This window comes from Paracidovorax citrulli (assembly GCF_900100305.1).
Classification (GTDB): Bacteria; Pseudomonadota; Gammaproteobacteria; order Burkholderiales; family Burkholderiaceae_C; genus Paracidovorax; species Paracidovorax citrulli.
On record NZ_FNEY01000038.1, the window covers coordinates 13,306 to 35,352 of the forward strand.

19 protein-coding genes are annotated in these 22,047 nt (G+C 70.4%); 15 read left to right on the forward strand and 4 right to left on the reverse strand.

Going from position 1 to position 22,047, the window contains the following annotated elements; translation table 11 throughout:
• Positions 1-203: 203 nt before the first annotated feature.
• The 4 genes from BLR99_RS19630 to BLR99_RS19645 form a co-directional block, all read right to left on the reverse strand.
• Positions 204-2,033, reverse strand: a complete 1,830-nt coding sequence (locus tag BLR99_RS19630; protein ID WP_041827279.1) for a gamma-glutamyltransferase family protein — start codon at positions 2,031-2,033, stop codon at positions 204-206.
• 105 nt (positions 2,034-2,138) lie between these two features.
• A complete protein-coding gene (locus tag BLR99_RS19635) occupies positions 2,139-3,728 on the reverse strand; it encodes an alkaline phosphatase D family protein (protein ID WP_011794552.1) in 1,590 nt (529 codons plus the stop codon).
• Positions 3,712-5,262, reverse strand: a complete 1,551-nt coding sequence (locus BLR99_RS19640; RefSeq protein WP_011794553.1) for a GGDEF domain-containing protein — start codon at positions 5,260-5,262, stop codon at positions 3,712-3,714. Before BLR99_RS19640 ends, BLR99_RS19635 begins: the two co-directional genes overlap by 17 nt.
• A gap of 145 nt (positions 5,263-5,407) precedes the next feature.
• The gene (locus tag BLR99_RS19645) at positions 5,408-6,382 is read right to left on the reverse strand and encodes an NADPH:quinone oxidoreductase family protein (protein WP_011794554.1); all 975 of its coding nucleotides are present in this window, start codon (positions 6,380-6,382) and stop codon (positions 5,408-5,410) included.
• Between the two features lie 141 nt (positions 6,383-6,523).
• Here BLR99_RS19645 and surE point away from each other — a divergent pair, with 141 nt between their 5' ends.
• The 15 genes from surE to der all read left to right on the forward strand — a co-directional run bounded on the left by surE (position 6,524) and on the right by der (position 22,023).
• On the forward strand, positions 6,524-7,315 hold the full coding sequence (gene surE / locus BLR99_RS19650; protein WP_011794555.1) for a 5'/3'-nucleotidase SurE: 792 nt from the start codon (positions 6,524-6,526) through the stop codon (positions 7,313-7,315).
• The gene (locus BLR99_RS19655) at positions 7,315-8,100 is read left to right on the forward strand and encodes a protein-L-isoaspartate(D-aspartate) O-methyltransferase (RefSeq protein WP_011794556.1); all 786 of its coding nucleotides are present in this window, start codon (positions 7,315-7,317) and stop codon (positions 8,098-8,100) included. Before surE ends, BLR99_RS19655 begins: the two co-directional genes overlap by 1 nt.
• An 11-nt stretch (positions 8,101-8,111) precedes the next feature.
• Complete coding sequence (locus BLR99_RS19660; protein ID WP_011794557.1) at positions 8,112-9,011, forward strand: peptidoglycan DD-metalloendopeptidase family protein; 900 nt, start codon at positions 8,112-8,114, stop codon at positions 9,009-9,011.
• A complete protein-coding gene (locus BLR99_RS19665; protein ID WP_011794558.1) occupies positions 9,008-10,027 on the forward strand; it encodes an RluA family pseudouridine synthase in 1,020 nt (339 codons plus the stop codon). The genes BLR99_RS19660 and BLR99_RS19665 overlap by 4 nt, the downstream gene beginning before the upstream one ends.
• A gap of 269 nt (positions 10,028-10,296) precedes the next feature.
• On the forward strand, positions 10,297-11,121 hold the full coding sequence (scpB, locus tag BLR99_RS19670; RefSeq protein ID WP_011794559.1) for an SMC-Scp complex subunit ScpB: 825 nt from the start codon (positions 10,297-10,299) through the stop codon (positions 11,119-11,121).
• A complete protein-coding gene (locus tag BLR99_RS19675; protein ID WP_011794560.1) occupies positions 11,118-12,569 on the forward strand; it encodes a pseudouridine synthase in 1,452 nt (483 codons plus the stop codon). The genes scpB and BLR99_RS19675 overlap by 4 nt, the downstream gene beginning before the upstream one ends.
• A gap of 92 nt (positions 12,570-12,661) precedes the next feature.
• Positions 12,662-13,087, forward strand: a complete 426-nt coding sequence (ndk, locus tag BLR99_RS19680; protein WP_011794561.1) for a nucleoside-diphosphate kinase — start codon at positions 12,662-12,664, stop codon at positions 13,085-13,087.
• A 70-nt stretch (positions 13,088-13,157) separates the two neighbouring features.
• Positions 13,158-14,279, forward strand: coding sequence for a dual-specificity RNA methyltransferase RlmN (gene rlmN, locus BLR99_RS19685; RefSeq protein ID WP_011794562.1), 1,122 nt, complete (start codon positions 13,158-13,160; stop codon positions 14,277-14,279).
• A 26-nt stretch (positions 14,280-14,305) separates the two neighbouring features.
• On the forward strand, positions 14,306-15,148 hold the full coding sequence (gene pilW / locus BLR99_RS19690) for a type IV pilus biogenesis/stability protein PilW (protein WP_011794563.1): 843 nt from the start codon (positions 14,306-14,308) through the stop codon (positions 15,146-15,148).
• A complete protein-coding gene (locus BLR99_RS19695; RefSeq protein WP_011794564.1) occupies positions 15,141-16,097 on the forward strand; it encodes a helix-turn-helix domain-containing protein in 957 nt (318 codons plus the stop codon). The genes pilW and BLR99_RS19695 overlap by 8 nt, the downstream gene beginning before the upstream one ends.
• A gap of 36 nt (positions 16,098-16,133) precedes the next feature.
• Positions 16,134-17,378 (forward strand): flavodoxin-dependent (E)-4-hydroxy-3-methylbut-2-enyl-diphosphate synthase, encoded by a 1,245-nt coding sequence (ispG, locus tag BLR99_RS19700; protein WP_158533900.1) that lies wholly within the window; start codon positions 16,134-16,136, stop codon positions 17,376-17,378.
• An 82-nt stretch (positions 17,379-17,460) separates the two neighbouring features.
• Positions 17,461-18,807, forward strand: coding sequence for a histidine--tRNA ligase (hisS, locus tag BLR99_RS19705; protein WP_046060880.1), 1,347 nt, complete (start codon positions 17,461-17,463; stop codon positions 18,805-18,807).
• Positions 18,808-18,828: 21 nt separating this feature from the next.
• A complete protein-coding gene (locus BLR99_RS19710; protein WP_011794567.1) occupies positions 18,829-19,494 on the forward strand; it encodes a YfgM family protein in 666 nt (221 codons plus the stop codon).
• Positions 19,491-20,648 (forward strand): outer membrane protein assembly factor BamB, encoded by a 1,158-nt coding sequence (gene bamB / locus BLR99_RS19715; protein ID WP_011794568.1) that lies wholly within the window; start codon positions 19,491-19,493, stop codon positions 20,646-20,648. Before BLR99_RS19710 ends, bamB begins: the two co-directional genes overlap by 4 nt.
• 31 nt (positions 20,649-20,679) lie before the next feature.
• Positions 20,680-22,023, forward strand: coding sequence for a ribosome biogenesis GTPase Der (der, locus tag BLR99_RS19720; RefSeq protein WP_011794569.1), 1,344 nt, complete (start codon positions 20,680-20,682; stop codon positions 22,021-22,023).
• Positions 22,024-22,047: the final 24 nt, after the last annotated feature.

Consider the following 22,047-nt stretch of genomic DNA (forward strand, 5'->3'; position numbering starts at 1 on the left):
CGAAAATTGGTTCGTGGCCCAGACTGGCTGCGGAGGCAGCCGCCGTGTCGCCATCGCCCAGCATTCTCCGGGTGGCTCTTCCGTGGAAGCAAGCGATTTCCAGGCGGGCATGCACCGCCGAAACCACAGCCCCGCCGCGCGGGGGCTTGGCGCTGCGCACGCAATGTGCTAGTCCGGCCGTGCCCGATGGGCCGCATGGCCGCTCAGTCGCCCATCACGATGCCCTCGCGGCGCGGATCGGCGCCGCCCAGCCACATCGGCTGGCCGTGCACGTTGGCGCGGGTGATGGCCTGCAGCCCGCTGGTCATGTTCATCTCGCGCACCTCGGCGCCGCGCGTGCGCAGCTGCTCCACGGTGGAGGGCAGGAAGCGCTTTTCCTCCAGCATGGTGGGGCCGTTGAGGTTGCCGAAGTTCGGCAGGTTGATGGCCTGCTGCGGAGTCAGCCCCCAGTTGAAGATGCCGTACAGCGTCTTGGCGGTGTAGTGGATGATGAGCGCGCCGCCCGGGCTGCCGCCGCTCATCGCGAGCTGGCCGGTGGCCTTGTCGAAGACCAGGGTCGGGGCCATGGAGGAGCGGGGGCGCTTGCCGGGTTCCACGCGGTTCGCGATGGGCCGGCCGGCCGCGTCGCGGGGCGCGAAGCTGAAGTCGGTCAGCTCGTTGTTCAGCAGGAAGCCCTTGACCATCTGGCGGGAACCGAACTGGTCCTCGATGGTCGTCGTCATCGCCACGGCATTGCCACGGGCGTCCACCACGCTGATGTGGCTGGTGCCGTGCTCGATCTGGTCGGGCATCGGCGCCAGGGCCGTCCTCGCGGCCCCCGGCGTGCCGGGCTGGGCCACCTTCAGGCTCTGCGGGCCGATGAGGCGCGCGCGCTGCGCCAGATAGGCGGGGTCCACCAGGCTCGACCAGCTGCCCGCCGGCGGCTGCACGAAGTCCGGATCGGCCACGTAGAGCCCGCGGTCGGCGAAGGCCAGGCGCGCGGCCTCGTTGTAGTAGTAGAGCCAGTCGGCGCCGGGCTGCAGGTCCTGGGGCCCGTTCGGGCCGGCCTGCAGCGGCATGCCGGCCGCGGGCGTCTGCTGCAGGATGCCGAGGATCTGCGCCACGGCGATCGCTCCCGAGCCGGGCGGCGGAAAGCCGCACATGCGGTAGGCGTGGGCCGCCACGGCGTAGTCGCTGCACAGCGCTTCGCGCTTCTTCGGCTGGTAGCCCGCCAGGTCCGCCAGGCTCAGTTGGCCGGGATTCGTCGGATGGCCCTGCACCTTGGCCACGATGGCCTGGGCGACCTCGCCCTCCAGCAGCGCCCTGGAGCCGTTCTGCGCGATGGCCCGCAGGACGGCCGCGAGCTCGGGATTGCGCAGTACGTGCCCCACGGGCCAGGGCTTGCCCGCGGGATCGAAGAAGTAGGCCCGCGCGGCCGGGTCCTGCGCCAGGTATTTCTCGTTGGCGAGCAGGCTGTGGAGCCGGGCGCTCACCTTGAAGCCGCCTTCGGCCAGCCGGATGGCGGGCTCGAACAGTTGTGCCCAGGGCAGCACCCCATGCTCGCGGTGCGCCATCTCCAGCATGCGCACCGCGCCGGGCACGCCGACCGAGCGGCCGCCGACCACGCCGTCGTAGAACGGCACAGGCTTGCCGTCCCGGCCGAGGAACAGGTTCTCGTTGGCGGCGGCGGGGGCGGTTTCGCGCCCGTCGTACGCTTCCACCTTGCTGCCCGCGGCATGCAGCAGGAAGGCGCCGCCGCCGATGCCGCTGGACTGGGGTTCGACCAGCGCGAGCACCATCTGCACCGCGATGGCCGCGTCGATGGCCGAACCTCCGGCCTTGAGCACCTGGTAGCCCGCATCGGTGGCCAGCGGATTGGCCGCGGCGACCGCGAACTGGCGCGTGGCCCAGCCGGGCTTCTCCATGTATCCCGAAGACCCTTCGGGCTGGTCCGGCACCGAGTAGGCGAGTTGCGGGGCGGTGGAGCAGGCGGCCAGCAGGGCCGTGGCGGCGGCCAGGGCCAGGGCGGTGCGGCGGGTGGACGGGAACTTCATGCGGGTACGCCTCCTTCGCGTCGTGCAGTGGAATGATCTCGGGGTAACGCCGCGCATCCTATCGGCCCGCCCCGGCCCGTGGCGGCTTTGTTACAAGCGGGTACGTCAGTCCCGTACCGGGCCCGGACGGCGGTCTTCCACCACGAAGCGTGCCAGGGTGGAGCAGGCGCTGTCGGGCCGCAGCGGGTCGTCCACCGTCCGCAGCACCGTGGTCCAGCGCTGCGGCGTGACGTCGGCCAGGCCCCAGCCGCGCAGGTCGCCGCGCGCCAGCAGCACGTGGGGGTTGAGCCGCGCGACGGCGTCCACCCGGTCCTGCGTGGTGCCCGCCCGCGAGCTGATGGAGGTGCCGCAGAACTCGCTGGCCAGCACGGGGCCGTCCGGCGCGGGGCCCCGTACCTCGCAGACGTAGTTCTGGTGGATGTCCCCGCCGAGGAACACGGTATTGCGCGGCGCCCTGCCCGCGAGGGAGGCGAGCAACCGTTCGCGCGCCGCGGGATAGCCGTCCCAACTGTCGGTGCCCTGCCGTCCGGAGGGCGCGCGGCGCGGCGAGAACAGCGTCTGCTGCGCGATCACGCTCCAGCGTGGGGTGCTTCCGTCGCCGGCTGGCGCGGCATCTTCCGCCAGCCCGGCATCCAGCCAGCGCTCCTGGTCCATGCCGAGAAAGCTGCGCGCCGGATCCGCCAGCTCTGCGCATGTGGCGGGCAGCACCGAACCCGCACCGCCTGAGCCCTGCGGGCGGCAGGCCTGGCGGCTGCGGAACTGGCGCGCGTCGAGCAGGTGCAGGCGTGCCAGCCGTCCCCAGGCGAGGCGCCGGCACAGCTGCAGGCCGCCGAAGCCGCCGCCGGCCTGCAGCGTCGCCGCGCGCAGCGGCATGTGCTCGTAGAACGCCTGGTAGGCCGCGGCCCGCAGGTCGGCGAAGGCGGCCTCCGGCTCCCGCCCCGACAGCCCGGCGTAGTCGTTCTCCACCTCATGGTCGTCCCAGGTCACGGCCCAGGGGGCTGCGGCATGGGCCGCCTGCAGGGCCGCGTCGCTGCGGTGCAGCGCATAGCGGTCGCGGAAGTCGGCCAGCGTCCGCGCGTGGCGCAGCGCATGCACGCGCGCCAGGCCCGCCGGATCGGCGGGGCTCGCGTATTCGTAGATGTAGTCGCCCAGGAACAGCACGAGGTCGGGCGCATGGCGGCAGACGTCGTTCCATGCGGCGTAATGCCCGTGCTCCCAGCGCTGGCACGAGGCGAACCCCAGGCGCAGATGCGGCCTCGGGTCCGCGAGGGATGGCGCGGTGCGCGTGCGGCCCGTGGGGCTCGCGGCGTCGCCATGCAGGAAACGGTAGAAATACCAGCGCCCCGGCTCCAGCCCGCGCAGTTCCACGTGCACGCTGTGCGCCAGCTCCGGCAGGGCCGTGGCCGTGCCCCGGCGCACGATGCGGCCGAACCGGTCGTCGTGCGCCAGCTCCCAGCGCACCGTCGCCGGGCCGGCCGCGCCGCCGGGCTCCGGCGGCATCAGCCGGGTCCAGAGCACGAAGCCGTCGGGTGCCGGGTCTCCGCTCGCCACGCCGAGCGCGAACGGGTCGTTGCCCCAGCCGGGTGAGGACCATGCCCAGCGGGGCAGGGCGCCGGGCACCGCCAGCGCGGCGGCGAGCCGCAGCAGCGTGCGGCGGTCCGGGGCGTGCCGGGCCGGGTCAGGCCGCCATGACACGGTTCTTGCCCGAGCGCTTGGCGAGGTACATCCCCTGGTCCGCCCGCCGGATCGCTTCCACCGTCGTCTCCTGCGGCGCGACCTGCGCCACGCCGGCGCTGAAGGTGATGAGCACCTTTTCCTGGTCCTTGAGGAAGTAGCGCGTGGTCAGCTCGCGCTGCAGGCGGGCCATGGCCTCCACGCCCTGGGCCAGCGCGGTGTCCGGCAGGATGATCACGAACTCCTCGCCCCCGTAGCGGGCGAGCTGGTCCTGCGGACGCATCACCTCGCGCGTCACGCCTGCCAGGTGCTTGAGCGCCTCGTCCCCGCCCGTATGCCCCAGCCGGTCGTTGATGGCCTTGAAATTGTCCAGGTCCAGCAGCGCGACGCACAGCGGCGCGTCGTTGCGCAGCGCACGGGCCACTTCGCGCTCCAGCGCCTCGTCCAGGCCCTTGCGGTTCAGCGAGCCGGTCAGCGGATCGTGCCGCGCCTGGGCGCTGGCCCGGTCCAGCTCCTCCTGCAGCTTGGCGATCTCCGCGTGCCGGGCCTCGGAGCGCTCGCGCAGCTCCTGCAGCTCGTCGCGCGTCAGGCGCGTGTCGAGCGCCATGGCACGGGTCGCTCCCATCACTTCCTCGAGCAGCGGCGTGATCTGGTCCAGGCTCGTGGCCTGCCCGATCTGCTCGGCGCAGCGCTCCATCTTCTCGTGGTACGTGCTGCTGGACGCGGTGATCTGCGCGAGCCGCTCGATGAACGTGGCCAGCAGTTCCTTCATCTGCTGCTGCGCCTGCACGGAGCGCTCGCGTGCCTCGTTCTGCTTGAAGATCACGTCCTTGAGCCGGCGCTGCACGTCGTCCAGCCGCCGCAGCGTGAGCGGCGGCGTGGAGGCCGCCTTGAGGGCCTCGGCCTGCCCCTGCAGCCAGTGGTCGTCCTTGCTCAGTACAGAGATGTTCTCGAACACCATGTGCAGCAGGGTCAGCAGGCCGGCGCGGATCGCCGCCTGGTCCTCTGTCGCGAAGGAGAGGCGGTAGCTGAAGTTGTTGAGCATCAGCACCAGCGTGGAAACCGGCGGTCCGGGCTGGCGCAGGAAATGCGTGAGCTGCGCCGCCAGTTCATGGACGCGCGCGTCGTCCTCGCCCAGCGCCGGCAGCGTGTTGTCGACCAGACGGGCCAGTTGCTCCGCCATGTCTTCGGGCAGCACCGTGGCGGTGCCCGTCGGTCCGCCCGTCAGCGGTGCCGGGGCCGTCTCCACGGGGGTGGCGCCACCGGCATGCAGACCGAGGTTCGCATAACCCACCAGCACGCCCTGCAGCATCGACCAGTCCGCCTGTTCGATGGCCGTCTCGAACTGGCCGAGCAGCCGCTTCTGGGCGGGCGTCTGGCCGGGGAGCACCCGCAGGATGTGGCGCAGTTGCGCATCGGGGAAGGTCGGGGCCGTGCGCGTGCCGGCGATCTCCTCGTACAGCGCCTGGTAGTTGTCCGGCGTGGGCACGAGGCGGCGGGCCGCCAGCTGTTTGAGGGTTTCTCGCGCGATCTCTGAAGGGGGGCGGTCGGCCATCGGGCATGCACGGCAGAGGATGGGATCTCGAGTGTGACAGACGGCGGACACCTTGAACAGCGCGGCCGGAGCGGCCCCGCGGGGCCGGCGCGGCAGTTCCGCAGGGCGGCACGCGGCGTCCGTGGCCGGGCCCGCCGCCGGGAGGTCAGTTCACCAGCACCAGCTTGCCCTGCACGGCCCGCGACGCCATCCGTTCGTAGGCCGCATGCAGCTGGGCCATGGGCATGGTGCGGTCGATCACCGGCTTGACCGAGCCTTCGCCGTACCAGCGGGCCAGCTCCGCCATCATGGCCGCATTCGCCTTGGGCTCGCGCCGGGAGAACTCGCCCCAGAACACGCCCACGATCGATGCGCCCTTGAGCAGCGCCAGGTTCAGGGGCAGCGAGGGGATCGGGCCGGCCGCGAAGCCCACCACGAGGTAGCGGCCGCGCCAGGCGATGGAGCGGAAGGCCGGCTCGGTGAAGTCGCCGCCCACGGGGTCGTAGATCACGTCCGGGCCCTTGCCGTCCGTGAGGCCCTTGATCGCCTCGCGCAGGTTTTCGGCGCTGTAGTTGATCACCGCGTCGGCGCCGGTGGAAAGGCACAGCGCGCATTTCTCGTCCGAAGAGGCCGCCGCGATCACGCGCGCGCCCATCTTCTTGGCGATCTGGATCGCCGCGGTGCCCACGCCGCCGGCCGCGCCCAGCACCAGCACCGTCTCGCCGGCCCGCAGCTGCGCCCGGTCCACCAGCGCATGGTGCGACGTGGCGTAGATCATGATGAAGGCCGCGGCGTCCACGTGCGGGAAACCGTCCGGCAGCGGCATGCACAGCGCCGCGGGCGCGATGGCATGGGTCGCGAAGCCGCCGGTTCCCGTCAGGCAGGCCACGTTCTGGCCCACGCGCAGGTGCTCCACGCCTTCGCCCACGGCCTGGACCACCCCGGCGTACTCCGAGCCCGGCACGAACGGCGGATCGGGCTTCATCTGGTACTTGTTCTGCACGATCAGCAGATCGGGAAAGTTCAGGCTCGCGGCGCGGATCTCGATCAGCACCTCGCCGCGCTTGGGGACCGGCGTCGGCAACTCGGTCCAGGCGAGGTTGTCCACGCCCGTGGGCTGGGTGCAAAGCCATGCATGCATGCGGGGTCTCCTTCTGTGGTTGCGCGGGCATCATAGGCGCCCTGCGCGCGGGGCCGATGTCCCTGGAGCGACGGCCCCCCACCGGCGGCCGCCCGTGGGACGGGGCCTACAATCTTCGCGCACTCCGCCCTCAGCGACCCCATGAAGATCCTTCTTTCCAACGATGACGGCTACCAGGCGCCGGGCATCGTGGCGCTCCATGCCGCACTGCGCGAGATCCCCGGCGTCGATGTCGACGTGGTGGCTCCCGAGCACAACAACAGCGCCAAGTCCAACGCGCTCACGCTGCATTCGCCCCTGTACGTCCACCAGGCGGCCAACGGCTTCCGCTACGTGAACGGCACCCCGGCCGACTGCGTGCACATCGCGCTCACCGGGCTGCTGGGCTACCGGCCCGACCTGGTCGTCTCCGGAATCAACAACGGCGCCAACATGGGCGACGACACCATCTATTCCGGCACCGTGGGCGCGGCCATGGAAGGCTACCTGTTCGGCGTGCCGGCCATCGCCTTTTCCCAGGTGGACAAGGGATGGGGCGAAATCGAGGCGGCCGCGCGCAAGGCCCGCGAGATGGTCGAGCAGATGCATGCGCAGCACCTGGTCGGGGAAGTGCCCTGGCTGCTGAACGTCAACATTCCCAACCTGCCGTTCGATCAGCTGCGCCCGGTCCAGGTCTGCCGCCTGGGCCGGCGCCACGCGGCCGAGCGGGTGATCGAACAGGAGAGCCCGCGCGGCGAGCGCATGTACTGGATCGGCGGCGCCGGCCCGGCCAAGGACGACTCCGAGGGCACGGATTTCCACGCCACCGCCCTTGGCCACGTGGCGCTCACCCCCCTGAAAGTGGACCTGACCGACCACGAGGGCCTGGCGTACTGGTCCGACACGGCGGGACGTCTTGCCCAGCCATCGGCCGAGGCCGCCGGGGCGGTGTGATGCAGCGGCGGCCCGGTTTTCCCGCCCGTCTCGACATGCCGCCCGCGCCCGGTGCGCCACGCGCTCCGGCGCCCTCGCGCCCCCCGCTGCCCGGCGGCGCTCCGGCGGCCGGGCCCGTGCCGCACGGCCTGGGCCTGGATTCGGCCGCCGTGCGCGCGCGCATGGTGCAGCGCCTCGCCGCCGGCGGGATCACGTCACCCGCCGTGCTCCAGGCCATGGGCTCGGTGGAGCGGCACCGTTTCGTGGACACCGCGCTCGTCAACCAGGCCTACGAGGACACCAGCCTGCCCATCGGGCTCGGGCAGACGATCTCCAAGCCCAGCATCGTGGCCCGCATGACCGAGCTGCTGCTGGGGGCCGAGGGCGCCCGTGCGGGCGGCCTGGGGCGCGTGCTGGAAATCGGCACCGGATGCGGCTACCAGGCCGCGGTGCTCGCCCGGCTGGCGCGGGAGGTGTACACCATCGAGCGGCTGCGCGCGTTGCATGAGAAGGCCCGCGACAATCTGCGTCCCTGGCGGCTGGCCACCGTGCACCTGATACTGGGCGACGGCATGGTCGGCTACGCGAAGGGCGCGCCCTATGCCGCCATCATCGCCGCCGCGGGCGGTGAAACCATTCCCGACGCCTGGGTCCAACAGCTCGCCGTGGGAGGGCGCCTCGTCGCCCCCATGGCCGCGGCGGGCGGGCGGCAGGTCCTCGTCGTGATCGACAGGACTCCCCACGGGCTTCAGCAGAGCACGTTGGAGGCCGTACATTTTGTCCCCCTAAAATCGGGGATTGCCTGAAGGAATTGCTTATGCTGGTATCGCGTGGTCTTGTGACTTGGAGTTCGGTGGCGTTGGCGGTCATGGTGCTGGCCGGCTGCGGGACCCGCGTCAACAGGGCTCCGGTGGAAGACCGCGGCACCGCCGTATCCTCCTCGTCCACATCGCCGCAGTCCGGCGTCGTCGTCGGCACGCCGCCGAAGCCCCTCCCGGGGGCTGAGAACGCCGGCAAGCCCGGCTACTACAGCGTGAAGCCCGGCGACACCCTCATCCGCATCGGGCTCGAATCCGGCCAGAGCTGGAAGGACATCGCCCGCTGGAACAACCTGGACAACCCCAACCTCATCGAGGTCGGCCAGGTGCTGCGCGTCGTGCCGCCCGGCACCACGCCGCCCGCGCAGGTGGCATCCGACACCGGCGTGGTCACGCGTCCCGTGATCTCCACGGCCATCGTGCCCGCCCCGGCGGCATCCGGGGCGAGCGCGCCGCGCAGCGGTGCGTCCGCCGTGGCGGCAGCGCCCGCTCCGGCACCTGCCCCAGCTCCGGCTGCCGGTGGCGGCGATGACGACATGGCCTTCATCTGGCCGGCATCCGGCTCGCTGGTGGCCGGCTTCGACGAGGCCCGCAACAAGGGCTACGACATCGCCGGCAAGGCGGGCGACCCGGTGCTGGCCGCCGCCGACGGCCGCGTGGTGTATGCCGGCGCGGGCCTGCGCGGCTACGGCAACCTGGTGATCCTCAAGCACAACAACACCTACCTGACGGCGTACGCCCACAACCAGACGCTGCTGGTCAAGGAAGACCAGTCGGTGCGGCGCGGCCAGAAGATTGCCGAAATGGGCAGCTCCGACACCGACCGCGTGAAGCTGCACTTCGAGATCCGCCGCCAGGGCAAGCCCGTGGACCCGGCGCGCTACCTGCCCGCGCGTTGAGTTCCGCCTCGCGCCCATCCGCCAGCGGCCTCCCCGAGGGCCTGGCGGACGATACGGCCGAAGCGGAAGACGGCTCCGACGGCGCGGAAACCCGGGTCGTGCAGGCATCGCCCGCGCAGCACGGGGCCCGGCTCGACAAGGCGCTGGCCGAACTCGTGCCCGAGTTCTCCCGCAGCTACCTCCAGCAATTGCTGGGCGAGGGCGGGGTGCTGGTCAACGGCCGCGCGGCGGCCAAGCCGTCGGCCCGCGTGCAGGCCGGCGACGTGCTCTCGGTCGAGCTGCGGCCCACGCCCCAGAGCCAGGCATTCCGCCCGGAAGCCATGGCGCTGGACACCGTGTATGAAGACGAGCACCTGCGCATCGTCAACAAGCCGGCCGGACTGGTCGTCCATCCCGCCCCCGGCAACTGGAGCGGCACGCTGCTCAACGGCCTGCTCGCGCTGGATCCGCGGGCCGGCAACGTGCCGCGCGCGGGCATCGTCCACCGGCTCGACAAGGACACCAGCGGCCTCATGGTCGTCGCGCGCGAGCGCTCCGTGATGGACGCGCTCGTACGGATGATCGCCGCGCGCGAGGTCAGCCGCCAGTACCTGGCCCTGGGGCACCGTGCCTGGCAGGGGGCGCAGACCCGCGTGGTGGAAGAGGCCATCGGGCGCGATCCGCGCAACCGCCTGCGCATGGCGGCGGTGGACCTGGCCGTGCATGCCGGCAAGCCGGCCCGCACCGACATCGCCGTGCTCGACACGTGCGAAAACGGCTGCCTGGTGCACTGCACGCTCCACACCGGGCGCACCCACCAGATCCGCGTTCACATGGCGTGGCTGCGGCATCCGCTCGTGGCCGATGCGCTCTATGGCGGCGAGCCGGCGGCGGGCCTGTCCCGGCAGGCGCTGCACGCCTACCGCCTGGCGTTCGCCCACCCCGTCACCGGACAGCCCCTGCTTTTCCATGCGCCGCTGCCCGGCGACATGGCCGGCGCGCTCCAGGCCTGGGGCCTACGCTACAATCCGGCCTGAACGCGGCCTTCCGGCCGCCCGGCCTCATCGGGCCCCGCCGCGCGCCGTGCCGTCCCGATCGAATGCCCGCCGCTCCCGCGGCCCACGCCTGCCACCAGAGCGGCTGACAAAACTGTATCGCTGCCTTCCCGTCCGCACCCCTCGCGGGCCGTGTCCCAGTCCGGCATGGCCTGCATGGCGGGCCAGCAGAGTTCTGCCAGCCGCTGGAGCCTCCCAACCTCGTGCGGTGCCCCGCGGCCAGCGGCACCGCCAACCGCCATCGCTGAACCATGAATACGGTGGATGCCAAACGGGTCCTCGAAACCGCGCTGATCTGTGCGCCGCAGCCCGCGATGCTGCGGGAGCTGCGCACGCTCTTTCAAGATGCGCTGGGCGCCGACACCATCAAGCGGTTGCTGGTGGAGCTGCAGCAGGAGTGGTCCCAGCGCGGCGTCGAGCTCGTGCAGGTGGCCTCGGGCTGGCGGTTCCAGAGCCGGCCCGAGATGCGCGAATACCTGGACCGGCTCCATCCCGAGAAGCCCCCGCGCTATACCCGCGCCGCCCTCGAGACGCTGGCCATCATCGCCTACCGGCAGCCCGTCACCCGTGGCGATATCGAAGAGATCCGCGGCGTGACCGTCAACAGCCTGATCCTCAAGCAACTCGAGGACCGGGGCTGGGTGGAAGTGATCGGGCACCGCGAGACCGTCGGCCGTCCCGCCCTGTTCGCGACCACCCGCCAGTTTCTCGACGACCTGGGGCTGAAGTCCCTGGACGAGCTGCCCATGCTGGAAAATCCCGCTGTCCAGTCCAGCGTCCTGGAGGCCCTGGAGCGCGGGGCGGCAGAGCCAGGAGACGACGGACCGGGGGATGCCGCCGAGGCACCTCCCGCCTCGCCCGCGGAGCCTGACTCCGCCGACGCACCGGGCGACCCCGACCTCGATCCCGGTCCCCATCCGGGTCCCCCGGAGCCCGCCGGCAGCGATGCCGACGCCACCGATGCCGCCTCTACCGTCCCGGAAGACGCCGCACCCACAGAATCACCGACGACCACCGATGACGATTCGGAGCCCCGGCGCCCCGAACCTCCGGTTCCTCCCGAAAGCACGCCATGAATCCATCCGAGCCCGATCACGACGGAACCGCCGCTGCCCCGCAGTCCGCAGCCGACGACGCCTCCGCGGCCCAGAAGCCCGCCCGCCGCGCGCCGCGCAAGCGGGCCGCGGCCGCTGCCGGGTCCGAATCCGCCACGGCGTCCGATCCTGCGCCTGGCGTGCCTGCCGATGGCGCCGCCAGCGCCCAGGCCGTGTCCGAACCCGCTCCACCGGAAGCCACCCCGGACGACGGCGCACCCGGAGCGCGCCCGGCCGCGCCTGCCTCGCGGCCACAGCGGGAGCGCAGGGAGCCGGCGCCGCGTGGACCGCGGGGCCGGCCGAACCCGGCCGCTCCGGAGGGCTACCGGTTCGACGACGTGGTCTCTGGCCAGCTCGATGCCGATGAAGACCGCGCCGACGTGGCGCCCGCCAAGCGCGTGCTGCCGCCGCAGGTGGAAATGCCCAAGCTGCACAAGGTCCTGGCCCAGGCCGGACTGGGCTCCCGGCTGGAGATGGAGCAGCTCATCCTCGAAGGCCGCATCTCCGTCAACAACGAGCCGGCCCACATCGGGCAGCGCGTCCAGTACGGGGACCAGGTCAAGGTCAATGGCCGGCCCATCCGCTACCGCATCGATCCGCCCGCGCCCCGGGTGATCGCCTACCACAAGCCCGTCGGCGAAGTCGTCACCCACGACGACCCCCAGAACCGGCCCACCGTGTTCCGCAAGCTCCCGCGCCTGGCCCATGGCAAATGGCAGTCCGTGGGGCGCCTGGACCTGAACACCGAAGGCCTGCTGCTCTTCACCAGCGCGGGCGAGCTGGCCAACAAGCTCATGCACCCCCGTTTCGGCCTGGAGCGGGAATACGCGGTGCGGGTGCTGGGCGCCCTGAGCAACGAGGAAAAGCAGCGCCTGCTCGACGGCGTCCAGCTCGAGGACGGCATGGCTGCCTTCGGCTCCATCGAGGACGGCGGGGGCGAGGGCTCGAATTGCTGGTACCGCGTCACCATCTCCGAAGGCCGCAACCGCGAGGTGCGGCGCATGCTCGAGTCGGTGGGGCATGCCGTCAGCCGCCTGATCCGCATCCGCTACGGCTCCATGATGCTGCCGCGCGGCCTCAAGCGCGGCGCGTGGCTGGAACTGGACGAGCGCGACATCCGCGCACTGATGCAGGCCGCCGGCGCCGACATGCCGCGCCCCGCCGGGCCAGGTGCCGCCGCGGGCGACCGCAAGGGAGGCGGCCCGCGCAAGGGCGGCGGGCGCGGCCAGGGTGGCCCCGGTGGCCCGGCGCCTCGGGGTGACTATTTCAATCCGCCCGCTGGCGGCCGGGGCAAGCGTGCCGCGCCGTCCTCCAGCCAGCCCGATCCGATGAAGACCTCCGTGGGCTACATCGGCAGCGACAGCCTCGCGCGCCACCGCCAGGACCAGAAGCAAAAGCGCAAGGCCTTCCAGAAGCGCGGCGGTCGCTGAGTGCCCTGCCACATTGTGGACAAGTCCTGCCGATTAGAATCGAGGGCTTTGTCCGCAGGGCAAAAGTCTTTCTCACCATCCAAGGAAAAACCATGGCTATCGAACGCACCCTCTCCATCATCAAGCCCGACGCAGTCGCCAAGAACGTGATCGGCCAGATCTACGCCCGCTTCGAAGCCGCCGGCCTGAAGATCGCCGCCGCACGCATGGCCCACCTGTCGCGCCAGGAAGCCGAGCAGTTCTACGCCGTCCACAAGGAGCGTCCCTTCTTCAAGGACCTCGTGGATTTCATGATCTCCGGCCCCGTGATGATCCAGGTGCTCGAAGGCGAGAACGCCATCCTGAAGAACCGTGAACTGATGGGCGCCACGGACCCGAAGAAGGCCGCTCCCGGCACCATCCGCGCCGACTTCGCCGACAGCATCGACGCCAACGCCGTGCACGGTTCGGACGCTGCCGAAACGGCCCAGGTGGAAGTCTCCTTCTTCTTCCCCGGCCTGAACATCTACGCACGCTGATCCCGCTGGCGGCCCGGCGCGGCGCCTGCGCCATGCCCCGGGCCCTGCCAGCCGGAACGGCTCCCCGACGATGACCAAGAACCTTCTCGACTTCGACCTGGACGGGCTCGCCGCCTTCTGCGAGCAGCTCGGGGAGAAGCGTTTCCGCGCGGTCCAGCTTTTCCGCTGGATCCACCAGCGCGGCGCCAGCGATTTCGCCCGGATGAGCGACCTGGCGAAGTCGCTGCGCGAGAAGCTCTCGGGCTGCGCCCATGTCGCGGCCCTGCCGGTCATCAGCGAGCACGTGTCCGCCGATGGCACCGTCAAGTGGCTCTTCGACGTCGGCGACGGCAATGCGGTCGAGTCCGTGTTCATCCCCGAGGATGACCGCGGCACGCTGTGCATTTCCTCGCAGGCCGGCTGCGCGGTGGGCTGCCGCTTCTGCTCCACGGGGCACCAGGGTTTCAGCCGCAACCTCACCAGCGGCGAGATCGTCGCCCAGCTGTGGTTCGCCGAGCACGCCCTGCGCGCACGCCTGGGAACCCAGGAGCGTGTCATCTCCAACGTGGTCATGATGGGCATGGGCGAACCCTTGCAGAACTACACCGCACTGGTGCCGGCGCTGCGCACCATGCTCGACGACCATGGCTATGGCCTGTCGCGGCGGCGCCTCACGGTATCCACCTCCGGTGTCGTGCCCATGATGGACCGCCTGTCACAGGACTGCGCCGTGGCGATGGCCGTGTCGCTGCATGCGCCGAACGACGCCCTGCGGGACCAGCTGGTTCCCCTGAACCGCAAATACCCCCTGCGCGAACTGCTCGACGCCTGCACGCGTTACCTGGAGCATGCGCCGCGGGATTTCATCACCTTCGAATACTGCATGCTCGATGGCGTCAACGACCAGCCCGAGCATGCGCGCCAGCTCATCGACCTCGTGCGCCCGCGCGGCGGGGAGGGCGTGCGCTGCAAGTTCAACCTGATTCCCTTCAACCCGTTTCCCGCTTCCGGACTGCACCGTTCCAACCCTCAACAGGTGGCGGCTTTCGCGAAGATGCTCAGCGATGCGGGTATCGTTACGACCGTGCGCAAGACACGCGGCGATGACATCGACGCGGCCTGCGGGCAGCTCGCGGGCGATGTGAAGGACCGCACCCGGGCGGCCGAACGCATGGCCAGGCAGCGCACGATCGTTCTCAAACCGGTGGCCTGAAGGCCGCCCCGTTCTGGAGGCTTGAGATGGTGGAACCCCGATCGTTCCTGCGGCATGCGTCCCGCCACGTCCTCGCGGCCGGCGCAGTCGTGTGCCTGGCGCTGGTCCTGGGCGGATGCGCTGCCCGGCACGATACCGGCGCCAGCACGGCGGCCGCCCTGGCGCCCGAGTCCAACCCGTCGTCCGAGGCGGCGGAACTGCGCCGCCGCGCGCGCATCCGGCTGGAACTCGCCGCCAATTACCTGGAAATGGGCCAGACCCAGGTCGCGCTGGAAGAAGTCCAGCAGGCCATCTCCACCGATCCCTCGTTCGGGGACGGCTACAACCTCCGTGGCCTGGTGTTCATGCGCCTGGGCGACTGGCCATCGGCCGACGACAGCTTCCGCCGCGCGCTCGACATCAATCCGCAGGAGCCCTACCTGCTCCACAACTACGGCTGGCTGCGCTGCCAGCAGAAGAACTACGCGGAAGCCGGCCGCTTCTTCGACCGCGCGCTGGCCGTGCCTTCCTACACCGCCCGCGCGAAGACGCTCATGACGCAGGGGCTCTGCCAGGAGCGCGCGGGACAGGTGGCCGAGGCCGAGAAGACGCTGGCCAAGGCCTACGAACTCGACGCCGGCAATCCGGTGGTGGGTTACAACCTGGCGTCGCTGGCGTTCCGCCGCGGCGACGCGAAACGGGCGCAGTTCTACAGCCGGCGCCTGAACAACAGCGAACTGGCCAACGCGGAATCGCTCTGGCTGGGTATCAAGATCGAGCGCGCCCTGGGCAATGCCCTGGAGATGCGCCAGCTGGGTGAACAATTGCACAAGCGTTTCCCTGACTCCAAGGAAGTGTTGGCATTCGATCGGGGAGCATTCAATGAGTGAGCCGGTGGCGCAGGACGCACAGATTTCCAGCGCGGAAGTGGAACGGGCATTGGCGGACGCCGCCGCCGCGGGCGCGATGCTGAGGCAGGCGCGCGAGCAGGCGGGCATGCACGTCGCCGCGTTGGCCGTGTCGCTCAAGGTGCCGGTGCACAAGCTCGAAGCCCTGGAGGTGGGCGACCTCGGCGTGTTCCCGGATGCCGTTTTCGTCCGCGCGCTGGTGTCCAGCATCTGCCGCACCCTCAAGATCGATGCGGCGCCCGTGCTGGCGCTGCTGCCGCAGAACCAGGCCCCCCGGCTTTCCTCCCACGAGGGCATCAACGCATCGTTCAAGCCGGGGTCCGCCAAGCTCGCATCCTCGTCCGCCGCGCCCGGTTCGCGCAAGGTCGCGTTCGCCGTCGCCTTCCTGCTGGTGGCCGCCGTGGCCCTGGTCTTCGTTCCCAGGGAATGGTTCGACCGCCTGCAGGGCGCCCCGTCGGCCGTGACCGACGAGCCGTCGGGTGTCCAGGAGGCCGCCCGGGCCGGCGGCGCGCCCCCGGCCCCGGTGGCCGGGACGGTGTCCGAGCCGGTGCTGCTGCGCCAGGAAACCCTGGTGGGCGGCGCGCCGCTGCCGCCTGCTCCCGTGGCCTCGTCGGCCGTGGCTGCGTCCAGCGCACCCGCCGCGGCGCCGGTCGTCGCTGCCGCCGCGTCGGCGCCCGCCAGTGCCGAGGCCGCGCAGAGTGCCCTCGTCATCCGTGCCCGCGGGGATTCCTGGGTCCAGGTGCGCGCGGCGACGGGCGCCACCGTCCTGCAGAAGCTGGTGCGCGCCGGGGAAACGGTGGCGGTGCCCGGCTCTCCCCCATGGTCGGTCGTGGTCGGCAAGGCCGACGCCACCGAGGTCCTGGTGCGTGGCCAGCCCATGGATCTGGCGCCCGTCGCGCGCGAGAACGTTGCCCGGTTCGAGGTGAAATAAGTGATCCACACTCCCAATGCCGAATCCCCCATCGCCATGGCATCGCCGCTGCCGCGGCGGTCGCGCCAGGCACGCATCGCCTGGGGCGACCGGGTGGTGACGGTCGGCGGCGACGCGCCCGTGCGCGTGCAGTCCATGACCAACACCGACACCGTGGATGCAATCGCCACGGCCATCCAGGTCAAGGAACTGGCGCAGGCAGGTTCCGAGTTCGTGCGCATCACCGTCAACACGCCCGAGGCGGCAGCCGCCGTTCCGTACATCCGCGAGCAGCTCGACCGCATGGGCGAGACCGTGCCGCTGGTGGGCGATTTCCACTACAACGGACACCGCCTGCTCACCGAATACCCGGATTGCGCCCAGGCGCTTTCCAAGTACCGCATCAACCCCGGCAATGTCGGCAAGGGCGACAAACGCGACCGGCAGTTCGGCCAGATGATCGAGGCGGCCATGCGGTGGAACAAGGCCGTGCGCATCGGCGTGAACTGGGGCAGCCTCGACCAGGAACTGCTCGCCGGCCTGATGGACGCTAACAGCCGGCGTGCCGTGCCCTGGGATGCCCGGCAGGTCATGTACGAGGCCCTGATCACCTCCGCCATCGAATCGGCGCAGCGGGCCGAGGCCATGGGGCTCGATGGCAACCAGATCATCCTGTCCTGCAAGGTCAGCGGCGTGCAGGATCTCATCGCCGTGTACCGCGAACTCGCCCGCCGCTGCGACTACGCCCTGCACCTGGGCCTGACCGAGGCGGGCATGGGCACCAAGGGAACGGTCGCCTCCGCGGCTGCGCTGTCGGTGCTGCTGCAGGAGGGCATCGGGGACACCATCCGGGTGTCGCTCACGCCCCAGCCCGGCGAGGCCCGTACCCAGGAAGTCATCGTGGCTTCCGAGATCCTGCAGGCCCTGGGCCTGCGCGTCTTCGTGCCCAGCGTCACCGCCTGCCCGGGCTGCGGGCGCACCACCAGCACCACCTTCCAGGAACTGGCCAAGCAGATCGACGACTTCCTGCGCTCGCAGATGCCCGTCTGGCGCACCCGCTATCCTGGCGTCGAGAAAATGAAGGTGGCCGTGATGGGCTGCATCGTGAACGGTCCCGGCGAAAGCAAGCACGCCGACATCGGCATCAGCCTGCCCGGAACGGGCGAGGCCCCGGCCGCGCCGGTATTCATCGATGGAGAGAAGGCGATGACCCTGCGGGGAGAGCACATCGCCCGCGACTTCCAGCAGGTGGTCGAGGACTATATTTCCCGCCGCTTCGGCAGCACCGCCGAGGTTCTCTGATCCGCTCCGGGCAGGAGCGCCGCATCCCTTCGTGATGCCGGCCATGCCCGCACCCGGGGCCCATGCCCCCACCTTCCGACGTATGTCCGCAAGCAATCCCCCCAGCCCGTCCCCGGCACCTGCCTCCAGGCCCGCCAAACTCGCCGCCGTCAAAGGCATGAACGACATCCTGCCGCCCGAGTCGTCCCGCTGGGAATGGCTGGAGGGCAAGGTGCGCGGCCTCATGGGACAGTTCGCCTACCGCAACGTCCGCACGCCCATCCTGGAGCACACCGCGCTGTTCGTCCGCGGCATCGGCGAAGTCACCGACATCGTCGAGAAGGAGATGTACTCCTTCCACGACCGTTCCGACAAATACGGCGACAACGACCACCTCAGCCTGCGGCCCGAGAACACCGCCGGCGTGGTGCGCGCGGCCATCGAGCACAACATGCTCTACGACGGTCCCAAGCGCCTCTGGTACACCGGCCCCATGTTCCGCCGCGAGAAGCCGCAGCGCGGACGTTTCCGGCAGTTCCACCAGATCGGCGCCGAGGCACTGGGCTTCGCAGGGCCGGACGTCGATGCGGAACTGATCCTGCTGGCGGATGCGCTCTGGAAGTCCATCGGGCTCACCGATGTGCGGCTCGAACTCAACAGCCTCGGCCAGCCCGCGGAGCGCGCGCGCCACCGCGAGCAGCTCATCGCCCACTTCGAGCGGCACGCGGACCTGCTCGACGAGGACGGCAAGCGCCGCCTGCATACCAACCCGCTGCGCATCCTGGACACCAAGAACCCCGCGATGAAGCCCGTGGTGGATTCGGCGCCCCGGCTCATGGATTTCCTCGGCGAGGAGTCGCTCGCCCACTTCGATGGCCTGCGCGCCATCCTGGACGCCAACGGCATCGCCTACACCATCAACCCGCGCCTGGTGCGCGGCCTGGACTACTACAACCTCACGGTGTTCGAGTTCATCACCGACCGCCTCGGCTCCCAGGGTACGGTCTGTGCCGGGGGGCGCTACGACGATCTCATCGTCCAGGTGGGCGGCAAGCCGGCCCCGGCCGTCGGCTGGGCGATCGGCGTCGAGCGCGTGCTGGAACTGCTCCGGGAGCAGGGCGCCGCCATTCCCGAGCCCCGGCCCGACGTCTATGCCGTCGTGCCCGACGCGTCCGCCGCCCCGGTCGTGCTGCGCACCCTGCGTCAATTGCGCGAGGCGGGGCTCAGCGTGCAGATGCACGCCGCCAGCGCCGAAGGGCAGGGCAGCTTCAAATCCCAGTTCAAGCGCGCTGACGCGAGCGGTGCGGCATTCGCCCTGGTGTTCGGCGCGGACGAACTGGCCCGGGGCGCGGTCACCGTCAAGCCGCTGCGGGAGCAGGGCGCAGAGCAGGTCGAGCGGCGCCTCGACGAAATCCCCGCCTGGGCCGCCACCCTACAATCCTCCCGCTAATCCTGTCGCGAACCCTTATTCATGGCAAAACACCTCGACCTCGAAGAACAAGAACAGCTCGACCAGCTCAAGCATTTCTGGAATGCCTGGGGCACCCTCATCAGCGGGGTGCTGGTCGTGATCTTTGGCGGTGTGGCCGCCTGGAACGGCTACCACTATTGGCAGAACCAGCAGGCAGGGCAGGCCGCCGCGCTGTCCGATGCCGTGCAGGTCGCGGTGCAGGGCGGCGACGCGGCCCGCGCCACGCAGGCCTTCGACGACCTCAAGTCCCGCTACGGCGGCACCGTGCAGGCCGCCCAGGCGGGCCTGCTGGCCGCGAAGGCCATGGTGGACAGCGGCAACCCCGACGGGGCCAAGCCCATCCTGCAGTGGCTGGCCGACAACGCGTCCGATGACGGCTACAAGGCCATCGCCTCGCTGCGGTTGTCGAGTCTGCTCATCGACCAGAAGGCCTATGACGAGGCCCTGTCGCGCCTTTCCGGCAAGTTCCCGCCCCAATTCGATCCCATGATCGCGGACCGCAAGGGCGATGTGCTGGCACTGCAGGGCAAGAAGGCCGAGGCGATCGCCGAATACCAGAAAGCATACAAGGGCCTCGAGGACGGAACCGAATACCGCCGCGTCGTCGAGGTGAAGCTGGGCAGCCTGGGCGTCCAGGCGCGTGCAGACGGAGAGGCCGCAAAGTGACACAGCAGCACAACTTCGAGCGCGGCGCCCGCCGCGCGGGCCTGGCCCTCATCGTGGCGGCCGCCACACTGGCTTCCGGGTGCTCCCTGTGGGGTGGATCTTCCAAGCCCAAGCCCGCCGAACTGGGGCCCGTGGTTCCCGTGATCGGCGTGCGGCAGGCCTGGACATCCAAGATCGGAGAGATCGGCCGCCTGCCCCTGTCCGTCCACGTCAACGGGACCCAGGTCACCGTCGCATCCGCTGAAGGTACCGTGGCCGCCATCGATGCCCGCACCGGTGGGGACATCTGGCGCGCCACGGTCGGCGAGCCGCTGTCCGCGGGCGTGGGCAGCGACGGCAAGTGGACCGCGGTCGTCACCAGCTCCAACCATCTGGTCGTCCTGTCCGCCGGCCGCGAACTGTGGCGCAAGCCGCTCGCGGCGCAGGTCTACACGGCGCCGCTGGTGGCCGGCAACCGCGTTTTCGTCCTGGCGGCGGACCGGTCGCTGTCCGCCTACGATGCGGCGGGCGGCGCCAGGCTCTGGAACCAGCAGCGTCCCGGGGAACCCCTGGTGCTGCGCCAGGATGGCCTGATCACCGCCGTCGGCGACACCCTGGTCGCCGGGCTGTCGGGCCGGATGGTGGGGTTCAACCCCGACAACGGTACCGTGCGCTGGGAAGCCCCGCTGGCCAGCCCGCGCGGCACCAACGACGTCGAGCGCCTGGTGGAACTGCTCGGCCGCGTGAGCCGCGAAGGCGACAGCGTCTGCGCCCGCGCCTACCAGGCCACGGTGGGCTGCGTGGACACTTCCCGCGGCACGGTGGCCTGGACCCATCCCGCCAGCGGCTCCGAAGGCATCCATGGCGACGCGACCATGCTGTTCGGCACCGAGAGCAATGGCACCGTGGTGGCCTGGAAGCGCGCCGACGGCGCCCAGGCCTGGTCGCTCGACAAGCTGCGCTACCGCAAGCTGAGCGCGCCCCTGCTGCTGGGGCGCTCGGTGGTGGTGGGCGACGATTCGGGCCTCGTGCATCTGCTGTCCCGCGAGGACGGCTCCTTCCTGAACCGCCTCACGACCGATGGCTCGGGCGTGGCCGCTCCGCCCGTTGCTGCAGGCGACACGCTGGTGGTGGTCACGCGCAACGGCGGCATCTACGGGTTCCGTCCCGAATGAGCGGTCCCACGCCAATGAGGAAAGTGTCCGGATGAAGCCAGTCATCGCTTTGGTGGGCCGCCCCAACGTGGGCAAGTCCACCCTGTTCAACCGGCTCACGAAATCGCGCGACGCCATCGTCGCCGATTTCGCGGGCCTCACGCGTGATCGGCACTACGGCAACGGCAAGCTGGGCAAGCACGAATACATCGTCATCGATACCGGGGGCTTCGAGCCCGATGCCTCGTCGGGCATCTATCGCGAGATGGCCAAGCAGACGCAGCAGGCCGTCGCGGAAGCGGACGTCGTCATCTTCGTCGTGGACGCGCGCGCGGGCCTGTCGGCCCAGGACCACGACATCGCCAACTACCTGCGGCGCCTCGGCAAACCCTGCCTGCTCGTGGGCAACAAGGCCGAGGGCATGCGCGAGGGTGTGCAACTGGCCGAGTTCTACGAACTGGGCCTGGGCGAAGTCCTGCCGGTCTCCGCGGCCCACGGGCAGGGCGTCCGCAGCATGCTGGAGTCGGCGCTGGACACCCTGCAGTTGCCCGAACCCGAGGACGAACCGGAAGACGGCGAGGACAAGCCCATCCGCCTGGCCGTCGCCGGCCGGCCCAACGTGGGCAAATCCACCCTGATCAACACCTGGCTCGGCGAGGAGCGCCTGGTCGCCTTCGACATGCCCGGCACCACGCGAGACGCCATCTCCGTGCCCTTCGAGCGCAACGGGCAACAGTTCGAGCTCATCGACACCGCGGGCTTGCGGCGCAAGGGCAAGGTGTTCGAGGCCATCGAGAAATTCTCGGTGGTCAAGACCCTGCAGGCCATCGAGTCCGCCAATGTCGTGCTGCTGCTGCTGGACGCCACCCAGGGGGTGACCGACCAGGACGCGCATATCGCAGGCTACATCCTCGAGAGCGGGCGTGCGGTGGTCCTCGCGGTGAACAAATGGGATGCCGTGGACGATTACGGCCGGCAGATGCTCGAGCGCTCCATCGAAACGCGCCTGTCGTTCCTGAAGTTCGCCTCGCTGCACTTCATTTCCGCCAAAAAGCGCCAGGGGCTCGGGCCTCTCTGGACCTCGATCGCCCAGGCGCACAAGGCCGCCACCTGCAAAATGCCCACGCCGGTGCTCACCCGCCTCCTGCTGGAGGCCGTGCAGTTCCAGGCGCCCAAGCGCTCGGGCATGTTCCGCCCGAAGATGCGCTATGCACACCAGGGCGGCATGAACCCTCCGGTGATCGTCATCCACGGCAATTCGCTGGAGCACGTCACCGATGCGTACAAGCGCTTCCTGGAAGGCCGCTTCCGCAAGGAATTCGACCTCGTGGGCACGCCCCTGCGCATCGAAATGAAGACATCCCGCAACCCCTTCGCCGAAGACTCCGACGCGTAGGCCCGCATCCCGTCAATGTCCCGC

Excerpts from the sequence above, each read along its gene's own strand:
- BLR99_RS19630 (WP_041827279.1), bottom strand. The coding sequence starts at position 2,033 with ATGAAGTTCCCGTCCACCCGCCGCACCGCCCTGGCCCTGGCCGCCGCC.
- BLR99_RS19640 (WP_011794553.1), bottom strand. The coding sequence starts at position 5,262 with ATGGCCGACCGCCCCCCTTCAGAGATCGCGCGAGAAACCCTCAAACAG.
- BLR99_RS19645 (WP_011794554.1), bottom strand. The coding sequence starts at position 6,382 with ATGCATGCATGGCTTTGCACCCAGCCCACGGGCGTGGACAACCTCGCC.
- surE (WP_011794555.1), top strand. The coding sequence starts at position 6,524 with ATGAAGATCCTTCTTTCCAACGATGACGGCTACCAGGCGCCGGGCATC.
- BLR99_RS19655 (WP_011794556.1), top strand. The coding sequence starts at position 7,315 with ATGCAGCGGCGGCCCGGTTTTCCCGCCCGTCTCGACATGCCGCCCGCG.
- BLR99_RS19660 (WP_011794557.1), top strand. The coding sequence starts at position 8,112 with ATGCTGGTATCGCGTGGTCTTGTGACTTGGAGTTCGGTGGCGTTGGCG.
- scpB (WP_011794559.1), top strand. The coding sequence starts at position 10,297 with ATGAATACGGTGGATGCCAAACGGGTCCTCGAAACCGCGCTGATCTGT.
- BLR99_RS19675 (WP_011794560.1), top strand. The coding sequence starts at position 11,118 with ATGAATCCATCCGAGCCCGATCACGACGGAACCGCCGCTGCCCCGCAG.
- ndk (WP_011794561.1), top strand. The coding sequence starts at position 12,662 with ATGGCTATCGAACGCACCCTCTCCATCATCAAGCCCGACGCAGTCGCC.
- rlmN (WP_011794562.1), top strand. The coding sequence starts at position 13,158 with ATGACCAAGAACCTTCTCGACTTCGACCTGGACGGGCTCGCCGCCTTC.
- pilW (WP_011794563.1), top strand. The coding sequence starts at position 14,306 with ATGGTGGAACCCCGATCGTTCCTGCGGCATGCGTCCCGCCACGTCCTC.
- BLR99_RS19695 (WP_011794564.1), top strand. The coding sequence starts at position 15,141 with ATGAGTGAGCCGGTGGCGCAGGACGCACAGATTTCCAGCGCGGAAGTG.
- ispG (WP_158533900.1), top strand. The coding sequence starts at position 16,134 with ATGGCATCGCCGCTGCCGCGGCGGTCGCGCCAGGCACGCATCGCCTGG.
- hisS (WP_046060880.1), top strand. The coding sequence starts at position 17,461 with ATGTCCGCAAGCAATCCCCCCAGCCCGTCCCCGGCACCTGCCTCCAGG.
- BLR99_RS19710 (WP_011794567.1), top strand. The coding sequence starts at position 18,829 with ATGGCAAAACACCTCGACCTCGAAGAACAAGAACAGCTCGACCAGCTC.
- der (WP_011794569.1), top strand. The coding sequence starts at position 20,680 with ATGAAGCCAGTCATCGCTTTGGTGGGCCGCCCCAACGTGGGCAAGTCC.